This is a genomic window from Marivivens marinus, assembly GCF_035969385.1.
GTDB lineage: Bacteria > Pseudomonadota > Alphaproteobacteria > Rhodobacterales > Rhodobacteraceae > SELP01.
Window position 1 is genome coordinate 338,068 of record NZ_JAYKKJ010000003.1, and the last position, 12,854, is coordinate 350,921.

Sequence of the window (12,854 nt, forward strand, 5' to 3'; positions counted from 1 at the left end):
TCAGCCCCCAATCGCCCAGCGGGCCCAGAAGCCGCCAAGCACTTCGAATTTCGCAAGGAATGCCACGATGACCACCCAGGCCAGCGACATCGGCAGGAACACTTTCCAGCCAAGGCGCATCAGCTGGTCATAGCGGTAGCGCGGCGTGATCGCCTTCACCATCGAGAAGATGAAGAAGAAGAACGCCATCTTCGCAACCATCCAGAACACCCCATCGGGCAGCCCCGGAATGGGCGACAGCCAGCCGCCGAAGAACAACAGCGAGACCAGCGCGCACATCAGCACCACGGCCATCAGTTCGCCGATCATGAACAGCAGGAACGGGGTCGAGGAATATTCGACCTGATAGCCAGCGACGAGTTCCGATTCCGCTTCGGGAAGGTCAAACGGCGGGCGGTTGGTTTCGGCCAGCGCCGAGATGAAGAACAAAAACAGCATCGGGAAATGCGGCAGCCAGTACCAGCCAAGGATGCCATAGTCGGTATCCTGCGCGCCCACGATATCGCCAAAGTTCATCGACCCGGTCGAGATGATGACCCCGATGATGATCAGGCCGATGGAAACCTCGTAGGAAATCATCTGCGCGGCGGACCGCAGCGAGCCGAGGAACGGGTATTTGGAGTTCGACGCCCAGCCGCCCATGATCACGCCGTAAACCTCGAGCGAGGAGACCGCGAAGACATAGAGGATAGCGACGTTGATGTCCGAGATCACCCAGCCGTCGTTGAACGGGATCACCGCCCATGCGATCACGGCCAGCACGAAGGAGATCATCGGCGCAAGGAAGAACACGCCCTTGTCGGCGCCCGCAGGCACGACGACCTCTTTCACGATGTACTTGAGGAAGTCCGCGAAGGACTGCAACAGCCCGAAGACCCCCACGATGTTCGGCCCCTTGCGCATCTGCACAGCGGCCCAGATCTTGCGGTCGGCGTACATCAGGAAGGCCAGCGCCACCAGAAGCGGCACCAGCACCAGAAGACATTGGCCAAGGATCAGCAGGACGATCCCAAGGTTTGTCGTGGTGAAGAATTCTACCATTGTCTGTCCTCTCACACCGTTGGGATACCGCGTTGGCCGCAATCGGCCACGGTCACTTCGGCGTCTATTGTCCTTAGCCCGTCAGGCAGGGCCGGCGAGATGGTGTAAACAGCATCCGCGCGCCAGATTCCACCCTCTTCGGCGGTGGTTGTGCGCACGTGCCGGGCAAAACCATAGCCCCGGATCAGGGCATATTGGGCGGCCGCGCATTCGGCATATTTGGTCACGTCCTCGGGCCCGCTGGCCCCGGCCATCCGCACCCGGAAATTGACCAGATCCCCGTCCAGAAGTCGGGTTTCGACCCCCTGATAAGACGGGTTCGCGGCCGCGCGGCCAACCTCTGCGCCCTCTTGCGGGGCACAGGCTGCGGCTGCGGCCAGCGCGGATATGGCAAGCGCCCCCCGCATGACCTACTCCGCGGCCACCTTCGTGGCCTGCCGCGCCTTGGCCCCGGCCGACAGTTCGGCCATCAGTGCGCTGGCGCGAGCGATCGGGTTGGTCAGGTAGAAATCGCGGACCGCGTTGCGGAAACTGGCCTTGCCCAGTTTCTTGGCCTTCAGCGGGGCAAATTCGTTCTCGGCCACCTCGTCGATCCGGGCCAGATGCGGAACGGCCTCGATCAGGGCGTGGCGCAGTTGCGCCATGCTGTCGTAAGGCAGGGTCGCGCCCAGTTCGGCGGAAAGCGCCCGCAGGATAGCCCAGTTTTCCTTGGCCTCGCCGGGGGCAAAGCCCGCCCGCATGGCCAGTTGCGGCCGACCTTCGGTGTTCACGAACAGACCGTTTTCTTCGGTATAGGCGGCACCGGGCAGGATGATGTCGGCGCGGTGTGCCCCACGGTCGCCATGGCTGCCCTGATAGATGACAAAGGCACCGTCGCCGATTTCCACCTCGTCAGCGCCAAGGCTGTAGATCACCTCGGCCCCTTCGGTGGCGGCCTTCAGCCCGCCCGTCGTCACGGCGCCGATGTCCATCGCGCCCACGCGGGCGGCGGCGGTGTGCAGCACCATGAACTTGGATTTGGTTTCAGCGGCCAGCTGCATGGCGGCGGCGAGAACGGCCTCGCCATCGGCCTCTTGCAGGGCGCCCTGACCGACGATCACGATTGACGGCTCTTCCAGAACCTTGCCGAACTTGCCGCCCAGCAGGCCATCAAGCGCCGCGCGGTCGGTGCCGACGTGCACGTAATCATACGTCAGATCAACGGCTTCGCCGATCAGGCCGACATTGGCGCCGCGTGTCCATGCCTTGCGGATGCGGGCGTTCAGCACCGGCGCCTCGTCGCGCGGGTTGGTGCCGATCAACTGGATATGCTTGGCCTCGTCGATGTCTTCGATGCTGGCGGTGCCAACATAGGCCGACCGATTCCCGGCGGGCAGTTTCGCCCCGTCGGTGCGGCATTCGACAGTGCCGCCCAGCCCTTCGACCAACTGCTTGAGCGCAAAGGCGGCTTCGACCGGCACCAGATCGCCGATCAGGCCGGCAACCTTCTTGCCCTTCATCGCGGCGGCGGCGGCGGCAAGCGCCTCGTCCCAGCCTGCTTTGCGCAGTTTGCCGTTCTCGCGGATATAGGGGGTGTCCAGACGCTGGCGGCGCAGACCGTCCCAGACAAAGCGGGATTTGTCGGAAATCCATTCCTCGTTCACGCCGTCATGATTGCGCGGCAGGATGCGCATCACTTCGCGGCCCTTGGTGTCGACCCGGATGTTCGACCCAAGCGCATCCATCACGTCGATGGTTTCGGTCTTGGTCAACTCCCACGGGCGGGCGGTAAAGGCGTAGGGCTTGGACACAAGCGCACCGACCGGGCAGAGGTCGATGATGTTGCCCTGCATGTTCGAATCAAGCGTTTCGCCAAGGTAGCTGGTGATCTCGCTATCTTCGCCGCGTCCGGTTTGGCCCATCTGGGTGATGCCCGCGACCTCGGTCGTGAAGCGCACGCAGCGGGTGCAGGAAATGCAGCGGGTCATGTGGGTTTCGACCAGCGGACCAAGATCCAGGTCGATCGCGGCGCGCTTGGGCTCGCGGTAGCGGCTGAAGTCAACGCCATAGGCCATGGCCTGATCCTGAAGATCGCACTCGCCGCCCTGATCGCAGATCGGGCAATCCAGCGGGTGGTTGATCAGAAGGAATTCCATCACCCCTTCGCGGGCCTTCTTGACCATAGGGCTATTGGTTTTCACCACCGGCGGCTGGCCTTCCGGGCCGGGGCGCAGGTCGCGGACCTGCATGGCGCAGGAGGCGGCGGGTTTCGGCGGACCGCCGACGACCTCTACCAGACACATCCGGCAGTTGCCCGCGATGGACAGTCGCTCGTGATAGCAGAAGCGGGGCACCTCGATCCCGGCCTGTTCGCAGGCCTGAATCAGGGTCATGGTGCCGGGCACCTCGAGCTCGTTTCCATCGATAATGAGTTTGCGCAGATCGGACATGGCCAGCCTTTTGGTTCTCTGTCTCCGCGAAATGGGCACGGCATACCATTGCACCGCGCGCATCCGGTCGCGGGCGTTCTAACGCGGCATGGCGCGTGATGCCAGCCACAAGAGCACCGAAAGGGGGGTTTTTTTGCAGGTGCGGCAGGGCGGGCAACCTACCCCGCCCTTACCTCGGTCGCAGATCAGTCGTTCAGCAGGCGGCCAATTTGGCTACCGGCGGCAATTTCTGCCCGGCCGACAGCGCAATAGGTGTCATACTGGCCTTCGACCGCGCCCATCGACCACAGACGCTGATAGGCAACGGCCTTGAGCCGATCCGCCTCGGCCCGGTCGTTCACATAGGCGTCGATTTCCTCCTCGGTATAGCCAAGGTCGCGGGCGTGGTTCTGCAGCGATTGCAGGAACAGGACCCCGCGCAGCATCCGGGCCGAAATGCCATCGCATTTGTCACCGATTTCATAGGCGATACCGGCGGCAATCAGACCTTCGCGCACATAGTCCACATCACGCAGCGCAGGTTTCGCCTGCAACATTCCGGCAAAAGCCACGGCAGCCAGTCCGGTCAGGGCAACGGCGGGAACAAATCGGGGCATCGTCTAGCACTCCATTTCAGCGAAACCACCGAACCGGCGGCCACGGCAAAACACATCTGTCTTTGCCCGGTGATATTCAATAACTCACCCTCGTCACGGGGAAATCGGGCGGTCTGCCGCCAATCCCCGGGGTCAGGCGCAGACCTTTTTCCGCCACTCGGTCGCTGCTGGCAGGTCCGCCCAACCAAAGGCGCGCCCGGATGGTCCGTTGTCCCGCAGGTCGGCCAGCCGGTCCATGGCTTCCTCCAGTGTCGGGATATGCCCTTCGGGAATCCACCACATCACGAAATGCTGGTCGCCCAAAACCTCGAACCATTCGCTCCGGCGGTCATAGAATTTCTTGTGGATCGTGCCCCAGACAAACCGCTCAAGGCTGGCGACATCCGCCCAGACCGTCAGGTTGGCCACGAATTGCGGATCGCCGTTCAGGACGTTTTCGGTATTGCCGGTCCCCGGTTCGCCGCTGCCTTCCATCATCCAGACGAACCCCGGCATCCGCTTGCCCAAACCGTTGACCAGATCCAGCGCCTGCATGAAATCGCGCACGCGGGGGTCGTCGGTCGGCGCCAGCAGACGCCCGACATTCAGTTCGGCAAGATGGTGTCCGTCCGGTTGCTGCATTGGCGCGTCCCTTCCCTTATCGGCTCGGGAAGTCAGACCACAGCCGCCCCGGAAAGGCAAAGGGCGCGCCAGAGTTTCCCCGGCGCGCCCCAGCAATCAGGTCGGATCGGCTGGATCAGCCTTCGACTTCCAGTTCGAATGCGTCGTGCAGCGCCTGAACCGCCAGTTCCATATACTTGCGGTCGATCAGGACCGAGATCTTGATTTCCGAGGTGGCGATGACCTTGATGTTCACCCCTTCCTTGGACAGGGTTTCGAACATCTTGGCGGCAACGCCCGCGTGCGACCGCATCCCGATGCCCACGACCGACACCTTGGCCACATCCGTATCCGCCTCGAGCCGGTCAAAGGCGATCCGCCCGTCAGCCTTGGCATCGTTGAGCGCCTTTTCAGCGCGGGCCAGTTGGTCTACCGGGCAAGAGAAGGTCATATCGGTCACGCCGCCGTCGTGGCCCTTGTAGCCCGACTCGGCGATGTTCTGAACGATCATGTCGACGTTCACCCCCGCATCGGCCAGCGGGCCGAAGATCGCCGCGGCGATGCCCGGCTTATCCTCGACCGTCACCAGCGTGACCTTGGCTTCGTCGCGGCTGTAGGCGACACCGGAAACTGCTTTGGATTCCACGATCATTTCCTCCGCGCAGACAAGGGTGCCCGCGTCATCTGAAGGTTCCTCGAAGCTGGAGAGAACCCGCAGCTTCACATTGTAACGCATCGCCAGTTCAACGGAACGGGTTTGCAGTACCTTGGCGCCAAGGCTGGCGAGTTCGAGCATTTCCTCGAAGGCTATCTTGTCGAGCTTGCGGGCTTTGGAGCTGATCCGCGGGTCAGTGGTATAGACCCCGTCAACATCGGTGTAGATATCGCAGCGCTCGGCCTCGAAGGCGGCGGCAAAGGCGACGGCGGTGGTGTCCGACCCGCCCCGGCCGAGGGTGGTGATCCGCCCCTCGGCGCTGACGCCCTGGAACCCGGCGACCACGGCCACCTGGAAGCCTTCGGCGAACTTCCCGTCAATGTTGTCGCGCGGGATGTCGATGAACCGGGCTGCCCCGTGGGCCGAGGTGGTGTTGATCGGCACCTGCCAACCCTGCCAGCTGCGGGCGGCGATTCCCATTTCCTGAAGCCGCAGCGCCATCAGCCCCGCGGTCACGTTTTCGCCCGAAGACACGATCGCATCGTATTCCCGCGCGTCATACAGCGGCGAGGTTTCGTTGACGAAGCCCACCAGCTTGTTGGTTTCGCCCGACATGGCCGAGACGATGACGATCACGTCATAGCCTTTGGCCACTTCCAGTGCGACCCGCTTGGCCGCCCGCTGGATGCGGTCGAGGTTGGCAACCGACGTGCCGCCGAATTTCATAACTAGGATGGGCATTGGACCCCCCGGATTGACAGTCGCGCCCCCTTTAATTGCAAGGCTCGGCCTGCGCAATGCGCGATGTTGCGGAAAAGCCGGTCAGGATTGCGGCATGTTGCCTAGAACGGGTGCGTGCGCCCGTCCCAGGTTTCGAAGCAACCGGTGGTGTCGATCGACAGTTCGTCGAACCGCGCGATCAGTCCTTTCACGGCCTCGTCCACGGATATATCTGCGTCGGCCCCGCCCATGTCGGTGCGGACCCAGCCGGGGTGGTAGATACCCACGGCAATCCCTTCGGGCCGCAGGTCCTGTGCAAGGTTGCGCCCAAGGTTCAGCGCGGCGGCCTTGGACGACCGATAGATATAGCTGCCGCCCGGCGCGGTGGTGTCGCTGGCCATCTGGCTGGAGATAATCGCGATCTTGCCCTTGGCGGCGCGGATGTTCGGCAACAGTGCCTGAATGGTCAGGAACACGCCCGTCACATTGGCCGCGAATACCTCGGCCCACATGTCGGCGGGATAGCCGCCGTCCAGCGTCTGGCCCTTGTCCGGGTAGACCCCCGCATTGCAGACCAGCAGGTCCAACGGTTGCCCGGCCAGTTGGTCCGCCAATGCCGCGACCGATGCCGGTTCGGTCACGTCCAGCGTCAATAGCCCGGACTCAGAGGCCCGCGCGGTGCCCAGCGCCGTGTCGCCGCGCGCCGCATAGCCGTGCAGCAGGGCCGCACCGATTCCCCGGTTCGCCCCGGTCACAAGTATGTTCATCAGTTCGCCTGTTTCCTTGGTTTGAACGGCAGCGGCAGCACCGGGACGCCCTCCTCGATCAGGGCCTTGGCTTCTTCCGGCTTCGCTTCGCCGTAGATGGACCGTTCGGGCGTGTCGCCCGCGTGCATCGCCCGCGCCTCTTTCGCGAAGGACAGCCCGACGTATTCCGAATTCTTCTCGACCTCTTCGCGCATCTTGGCCAGCGCCGCCTCGCGCGGGTCTTTGGGGGCCGACAGGGGCCGGTCGGTCGTGACCGCAGGGGCCATCAGGGATTTCTCCACGCTGGACGATCCGCATTCGGCGCAGGCGACCATCCCGGCCTTGGCCAGTTTGTCGAAGGCGTCGGCGGACTGGAACCAGCTTTCAAAAATGTGGTCCCGGTCGCATTTCAGCGTGTAGCGGATCATTCGTGGCAAACCCGGTTGCGGTGACTATTCAGATGTAAGCACTTTTGGGGCAAAGGCAAAGGGGGCTAGCGCAGCGCCTGTTTCGGATCGAACCCGTCGATGATCGCCCTCAGGGCCGGTTCGGCCACCTTTTGCGCGGCCTTCTTGCGGGAAAACCACTTGCGCTTACGCTCGCCCCGTTCGGGCCAGTCCGATTTCAGTTTCCGGACCGACACGGGGTAGACCAGCGTTACGATCGGGGCGTCCGATTTGCCCACGGATTTGACATAGGAATAGACCCCAAGGCACCGGTCGATCGGATCGCCGACAATCCCGGCCTCTTCCCAGGCTTCGGTCGCGGCGGCCTGCGCCGGGGTTTCCTTATGCATCGGCCACCCCTTGGGCAGAATCCAGCGCCCGGTGCCCCGGCTGGTGATCAGGCAGATCTGCACCTTGTCGCCCACCACCCGGAACGGCAGCGCGGCAAACTGGGTGCGCACGTCGGTCTTGCGACCGGCGCGCAGTTTCAGCGGAAGTTGCGAGGGCAGGGTCACGCCAGATCGCCCTTTTGGGAAGTGTTGCCTGTTATCCCCAAGGTGGCGCAGGCAGCGCCGGGTTGCAACGACAACCTCAGGCGGCGGCGGGGGTTCCGTGTGGGCGTTCCCGGATCGGCAGGTGGATCAGGGCCGAGAATGCGCCCACCCCCACGCCAACCCACCAGACCGCGGTATAGCTGCCGTAAAGATCATAGAACTTGCCGCCCAGCCAGACGCCCATGAAGCTCCCCAGCTGGTGGCTGAAGAACACGATGCCATAAAGCGTGCCCATGTAGCGGATACCATAGATATGGGCGACCAGCCCGCTGGTCAGCGGCACGGTGGCGAGCCACAGGCTGCCCATGACCAGCGAAAAGACGATGACCGTCACCGGTGTCATCGGGATAAGGATGAACCATGCCGCGACAATGGTCCGCCCCGCGTAGATGCCCGACAGAAGATATTTCTTGGGGAACCTGTTACCCAACCAGCCGGCGGTCAGCGTGCCCGCGATATTCGCAAGCCCGATCAGCGAAATTGCCACCGCGCCCAGCGCCGATGTGCTGGTGATCCCGGCGCCCGCAAGGAAGCCGGCACTGTCGATGGGGCCGCACATTTCGGTCACGAAGGCCGGAAAGTGGGCGGTGACAAAGGCCAGTTGATAGCCACAGGAAAAGAACCCGAGGAAGATCATCGCATAGGAGGGGTCCTTGGCGGCCTTCATCAGAATCTGGCCCATGGTCTCTTCCAGCTCGGCCTTGGTGGCCGGGCGGGCGGGGGACCGCATGAAGGGCAGCAGCAGCAGGACCGCAAGGATTGCGGCGGCAAAGGTGATGAACACCGATTGCCAGGTCATGAAGCCCAGCAGGTATTCGGCAAGCGGCGCGCCGATGACCTGCCCGGCCGATCCGGCGGCGGTGGCGATGGCAAGGCTCATCGACCGGTTTTCCGGGCTCGAGGCGCGGCCCACGACCGCAAGGATCACGCCGAACCCGGTCCCGGCGATGCCAAAGCCGACCAGCACCTCGTACATCTGGTGGGCCAGCGGCGTCGTGGCCCCGGCGGACAGCAAAAGCCCGGCGGCATAAGCGATCGCCCCCATGATGATCGCCTTGCGATCCCCGATCTTTTCCGCAATCGCCCCAAAGATCGGCTGGCCGATCCCCCAGAACAGGTTCTGGATCGCGATGGCGAGGCTGAAATCGGCCCGAAGCCAGCCAAACTCTTCGGCAATCGGGATCTGGAACACCCCGAAGGACGCACGGATGGCAAAGCCCGTCAGGATGACGACACATCCAACTATCAGAACAGGTGTGAAGAGGGGCGCGGATTTCTGCATTTCCGACTGATGCGCCGCACCCGTCGCCAAGTCAAATAATCTTTGGTGCAAGGGATCATCACCGGGGCTGATACCCCGCCTCTTCCCCTGCCCGGCCAGAACATGGCATAGGGCTTACATGAAACTATTTGTCGGCCTCGGAAATCCCGGCGCGAAATACGCGCAGAACCGCCATAACATCGGATTCATGGCGCTGGACCAGATCGCGTCCGACCACGGGTTTGGCCCGTGGCGGGCCAAGTTTCAGGGGCAGGTCAGCGAAGGCAAGATCGGGTCGGAAAGGGTCATCCTTCTCAAGCCCCAGACCTTCATGAATCTGTCCGGTCAGTCCGTGGGCGAGGCGATGCGGTTCCACAAGCTGACCCCGGCAGATGTGGTGGTCTTCCACGACGAATTGGACCTTGCCCCGGGCAAATGCCGCCTGAAAACCGGGGGCGGGCACGCGGGGCACAATGGGCTGCGGTCGATCCACCAGCATATCGGGCCGGACTATGACCGGGTCCGGCTGGGGATCGGACATCCGGGCCACAAGGACCGGGTGGCGGGCTATGTCCTGTCCGATTTCGCCAAGGCGGATCAGGACTGGCTGGACGACCTGCTGCGGGGGATCGGCGATGGCGCGCCCGCGCTGGCGGCGGGCGACGGGCCGAAGTTTCTGAACGCCGTTGCGTTACGGGTGGCCCCGCCCCGGTCGTCGGGGGGCGAACGGGTGCGGGCCGAGGGCAAGCCGGACCCCCTGAAGGCAAAGCCACCCGCGCCAGAGCCCGCGACCAAGGAAGATACCCGCAGCCCCCTACAGCGGCTGGCCGACAAGTTTCGATAGAAACTTCCGTCGGGTTTCCTTTGCCAAAGGCGCGGCCCTTGAGGCAGGCTCGCCCCGAAACCGGCGAGGAGGGCTGTGCATGAAACGGGCAATCAGGTGGATCGGGCGCATCCTGTTGGCACTGGTACTGGCGGCTGCGGTGTTTGGGCTATGGAAGCGCGAGGAAATCACCCGGCTTCTGGCGGTCAACAGCCTGTTTTCCGAAGACAAGATCGTGGGCAACTTCTCGGGTATGGATGGGTTGTTCCACACGGTTCCGGTGCCGCGCGGGGGCGGACCGGTCAGCCCCCTGCCCGCCGGGCCAACCTACGACCTGCCTGCCGATGTCGACCGATGGATCGTCGACAGGAACGTGACCGGCTTGGTCGTGCTGCACGACGGCCAGATGGTGCACGAAAGCTATTACCTCGGCACCGACGCGGACGATCTGCGGATCAGCTGGTCGGTGGCGAAATCCTTCCTGTCGGCCTTGGTGGGTGTTCTGGTCGAAGAGGGCGCGATCGGCAGTCTTGACGATCAGGTCACGGACTATGCCCCGTCCCTTGCCGGGTCGGCCTATGACGGGACGACGCTGCGGGACGTGCTGCAAATGTCTTCGGGCGTGATGTTTGACGAGGATTACCTGGATTTCAACAGCGACATCAACAAGATGGGCCGGGTTCTGGCGCTTGGCGGGTCGATGGATGCCTTTGCCGCCGGACAGGACGAAAGCTTCGCCGCCCCCGGCACGGTCTGGCAGTATGTTTCGATCGACACGCATGTGATCGGGATGGTGGTTCGCGGGGCAACTGGGCGGGACATTCCCAGCCTGCTGTCCGAAAAGATCATTGCGCCGCTGGGGCTGGAAGCGGACCCGCTATACCTGACCGACGGCTACGGCGTGGCCTTTGTTCTGGGCGGGTTGAACCTGCGGACCCGCGACTATGCCCGGTTCGGACAGATGATCGCGCAGGGCGGAAACTGGCAGGGTCGGCAGATTGTTCCGGCTGATTGGATCGACGCCTCGACCCGACCCAGCGCGAACACCGCAGAGGGCGCAACGGGATATGGCTATCAATGGTGGGTGCCCGTCGGCGCGACACCGGGCGAGGAGTTTTTTGCCCGTGGCATCTACGGCCAATACATCTACATCGATCGGGCAAGGAACGTCGTGATCGCGGTCAATTCCGCCGACCGATTGTTCCGGGAACCGGGCGTACACGAAAAGAACATCCAGATCCTGCGCACCATCGCCCGCGACCTGTGAGGCTGCAATGACCGAGAAAGACCCTTCCACAAACGTCCTTGGCGGCCCGCTGACTGCCTGTTCCATGGATCCGCTGACCGGTTTCTACCGGGACGGGGCCTGCAATACCTGCACCGAAGACACTGGCAGCCATACGGTATGTGCCGTGATGACGGCAGAGTTTCTGGCCTTTTCGAAATACGTGGGCAACGACTTATCCACGCCACGGCCCGAGTTCGGCTTTGCGGGGTTGGTGCCCGGCGATCGATGGTGTCTGTGTGCCAGCCGGTTTCTTCAGGCCCATGACGAAGGGTGCGCGCCACAGGTCGATCTGGCCGCGACGCACCAAAGGGCACTGAACATCGTGTCGTTGGAAATCCTGCGGGGCTATGCGACCGGCTAGAGCGTCTGACGAAGAAGCATCAAACATCACCCAACGCGTTCGAACCCATGATTTCAGACAAGGTTAGGTGATACAGGTCTTCCGCATGACGTTCTAGGATTGCGGCGGAAGCAGGGTATCGTCCAGCAGGTCTTCGATAAACAGGGACAGAAGCTGGGGGCGGCCGGAAACGCCCGCCTTGCGATAGATCGCGTTGGTCTGGGCCTTTACGGTCCCTTCAGACGTGGACCGTAGCGCCGCGATGTCGGCGAGCGACATCCCCTTGATCGCGAAAAGCGCCACGTCCTGTTCCGCGGGGGTCAGCCCCCATTCGGCGAACCGTTCCTGCATCAGATCGGCAAAGGCGCCGGACACCATGCGCAACTGACCGTCAAGCTGGGCGTTGCGGGCCAATGTGCGCCGCAGGGCGATCCCGCCTACCGCGATGCCCAGCAGCAAACCAAGCGCGGCACCGATTTCGATGTATTCGCTAATCTGCCAACTGATCGGGGCAAAACCCAAGATAGAGGTCAGGATATTTCCGACGAAGAACAACGCACACAGCAATTGGACGACGATCAGAACAACAAGAACAGAAGCATTTTTCACCGGCGCGACGTCTCCTTGTCACGGTCGGTGGATACAGAGCGGCGGCCCACTTTCCCCATCCAGTCCACGGTCACTAGTCGTCTTCCTCGTCGTCGTCGTCTTCCTCGTCGTCGTCGTCGTCTTCTTCCTCGTCGTCTTCGTCTTCTTCTTCTTCGTCTTCTTCTTCCTCGTCTTCTTCTTCGTCCTCGGGCCCGTCATCGTCGTAGCCTTCTGGCAGGTCACCGCTGCCGTCATCATCGCCTTGGCTGTTTGGGTCGAACAATACGGGGCCTGCACCTGCGTCGTCTTCATCCAGGGGCTGAATGAAATCGCGCAGGATCTCGCCGGTCGTCGGGTTAAAGACGATCTCGCGGCGGAAGCGGCCGCTGATTGCAACGATGCGCACCCGGCCAAGGAAGGTTCGCGAAACCTCGTAGGTGGCGAACCCCTGCTGGGTCAGCTGCGCGATGATCTGATCCTGAACGCTTTGCGCCCATGCCGCACCGGGCAGGGCAAGCATGGCGGTCAGGAATGTGGAGGCCAGAAACCGTTTCATAGCATCTAATACCAAGTCTCCTGCCTCGGGCAAAGCGGGCAGAATGTCTGTGTGCGGCCGATTGCCCGGCCAGTTGGAATCACCCATCGGGGTGCGGGCGACTGACACTCAACAATAGGGAAGCTTTGCGCTGTGACCATTGGGCTGAGGTTTACGCGGCCCGATTGCAGGCCCATTCCCGGTCATAAACCACAGTTTACCTACGAAAACG

15 protein-coding genes are annotated in these 12,854 nt (G+C 62.9%); 3 read left to right on the forward strand and 12 right to left on the reverse strand.

Annotated elements, in window-relative coordinates; all coding sequences use genetic code 11:
- The 10 genes from nuoH to U3648_RS06490 form a co-directional block, all read right to left on the reverse strand.
- On the reverse strand, window positions 1-1,041 hold the full coding sequence (nuoH, locus tag U3648_RS06445; RefSeq protein ID WP_420858419.1) for an NADH-quinone oxidoreductase subunit NuoH: 1,041 nt from the start codon (window positions 1,039-1,041) through the stop codon (window positions 1-3).
- Window positions 1,042-1,052: 11 nt separating this feature from the next.
- Window positions 1,053-1,448 (reverse strand): hypothetical protein, encoded by a 396-nt coding sequence (locus tag U3648_RS06450; RefSeq protein WP_420858420.1) that lies wholly within the window; start codon window positions 1,446-1,448, stop codon window positions 1,053-1,055.
- Between the two features lie 3 nt (window positions 1,449-1,451).
- The gene (gene nuoG, locus U3648_RS06455; protein ID WP_420858421.1) at window positions 1,452-3,470 is read right to left on the reverse strand and encodes an NADH-quinone oxidoreductase subunit NuoG; all 2,019 of its coding nucleotides are present in this window, start codon (window positions 3,468-3,470) and stop codon (window positions 1,452-1,454) included.
- Window positions 3,471-3,655: 185 nt separating this feature from the next.
- Complete coding sequence (locus U3648_RS06460; RefSeq protein WP_129682978.1) at window positions 3,656-4,066, reverse strand: DUF5333 domain-containing protein; 411 nt, start codon at window positions 4,064-4,066, stop codon at window positions 3,656-3,658.
- A gap of 132 nt (window positions 4,067-4,198) precedes the next feature.
- Window positions 4,199-4,687 (reverse strand): DUF3291 domain-containing protein, encoded by a 489-nt coding sequence (locus tag U3648_RS06465; protein WP_420858422.1) that lies wholly within the window; start codon window positions 4,685-4,687, stop codon window positions 4,199-4,201.
- A gap of 115 nt (window positions 4,688-4,802) precedes the next feature.
- Window positions 4,803-6,062: an aspartate kinase gene (locus U3648_RS06470; protein WP_420858423.1), complete on the reverse strand. Its 1,260-nt coding sequence runs from the start codon at window positions 6,060-6,062 to the stop codon at window positions 4,803-4,805.
- A 101-nt stretch (window positions 6,063-6,163) separates the two neighbouring features.
- Window positions 6,164-6,808 (reverse strand): SDR family NAD(P)-dependent oxidoreductase, encoded by a 645-nt coding sequence (locus U3648_RS06475; protein ID WP_420858424.1) that lies wholly within the window; start codon window positions 6,806-6,808, stop codon window positions 6,164-6,166.
- Entirely contained in the window at window positions 6,808-7,215 is a 408-nt protein-coding gene (locus U3648_RS06480) for a DUF1178 family protein (protein WP_420858425.1), read from the reverse strand. The genes U3648_RS06475 and U3648_RS06480 overlap by 1 nt, the downstream gene beginning before the upstream one ends.
- 65 nt (window positions 7,216-7,280) lie before the next feature.
- On the reverse strand, window positions 7,281-7,748 hold the full coding sequence (locus U3648_RS06485) for an NUDIX hydrolase (protein ID WP_420858426.1): 468 nt from the start codon (window positions 7,746-7,748) through the stop codon (window positions 7,281-7,283).
- A 76-nt stretch (window positions 7,749-7,824) separates the two neighbouring features.
- Window positions 7,825-9,069 (reverse strand): MFS transporter, encoded by a 1,245-nt coding sequence (locus U3648_RS06490; RefSeq protein WP_420858427.1) that lies wholly within the window; start codon window positions 9,067-9,069, stop codon window positions 7,825-7,827.
- A gap of 118 nt (window positions 9,070-9,187) precedes the next feature.
- On the opposite strand from U3648_RS06490, the gene pth reads away from it, so the two are divergent.
- The 3 genes from pth (at window position 9,188) to U3648_RS06505 (ending at window position 11,520) form a co-directional block, all read left to right on the forward strand.
- Complete coding sequence (pth, locus tag U3648_RS06495) at window positions 9,188-9,892, forward strand: aminoacyl-tRNA hydrolase (protein ID WP_420858428.1); 705 nt, start codon at window positions 9,188-9,190, stop codon at window positions 9,890-9,892.
- A 79-nt stretch (window positions 9,893-9,971) separates the two neighbouring features.
- Window positions 9,972-11,138 (forward strand): serine hydrolase domain-containing protein, encoded by a 1,167-nt coding sequence (locus U3648_RS06500; protein ID WP_420858429.1) that lies wholly within the window; start codon window positions 9,972-9,974, stop codon window positions 11,136-11,138.
- A 7-nt stretch (window positions 11,139-11,145) separates the two neighbouring features.
- On the forward strand, window positions 11,146-11,520 hold the full coding sequence (locus U3648_RS06505) for a DUF2237 family protein (protein ID WP_420858430.1): 375 nt from the start codon (window positions 11,146-11,148) through the stop codon (window positions 11,518-11,520).
- 93 nt (window positions 11,521-11,613) lie between these two features.
- Here the strand turns inward: U3648_RS06505 and U3648_RS06510 are convergent, their stop codons facing one another.
- Both U3648_RS06510 and U3648_RS06515 read right to left on the reverse strand, forming a co-directional pair.
- Window positions 11,614-12,108 (reverse strand): helix-turn-helix transcriptional regulator, encoded by a 495-nt coding sequence (locus tag U3648_RS06510; protein ID WP_420858431.1) that lies wholly within the window; start codon window positions 12,106-12,108, stop codon window positions 11,614-11,616.
- Between the two features lie 73 nt (window positions 12,109-12,181).
- Window positions 12,182-12,643, reverse strand: a complete 462-nt coding sequence (locus U3648_RS06515; RefSeq protein ID WP_420858432.1) for a hypothetical protein — start codon at window positions 12,641-12,643, stop codon at window positions 12,182-12,184.
- Window positions 12,644-12,854 lie beyond the last annotated feature (211 nt).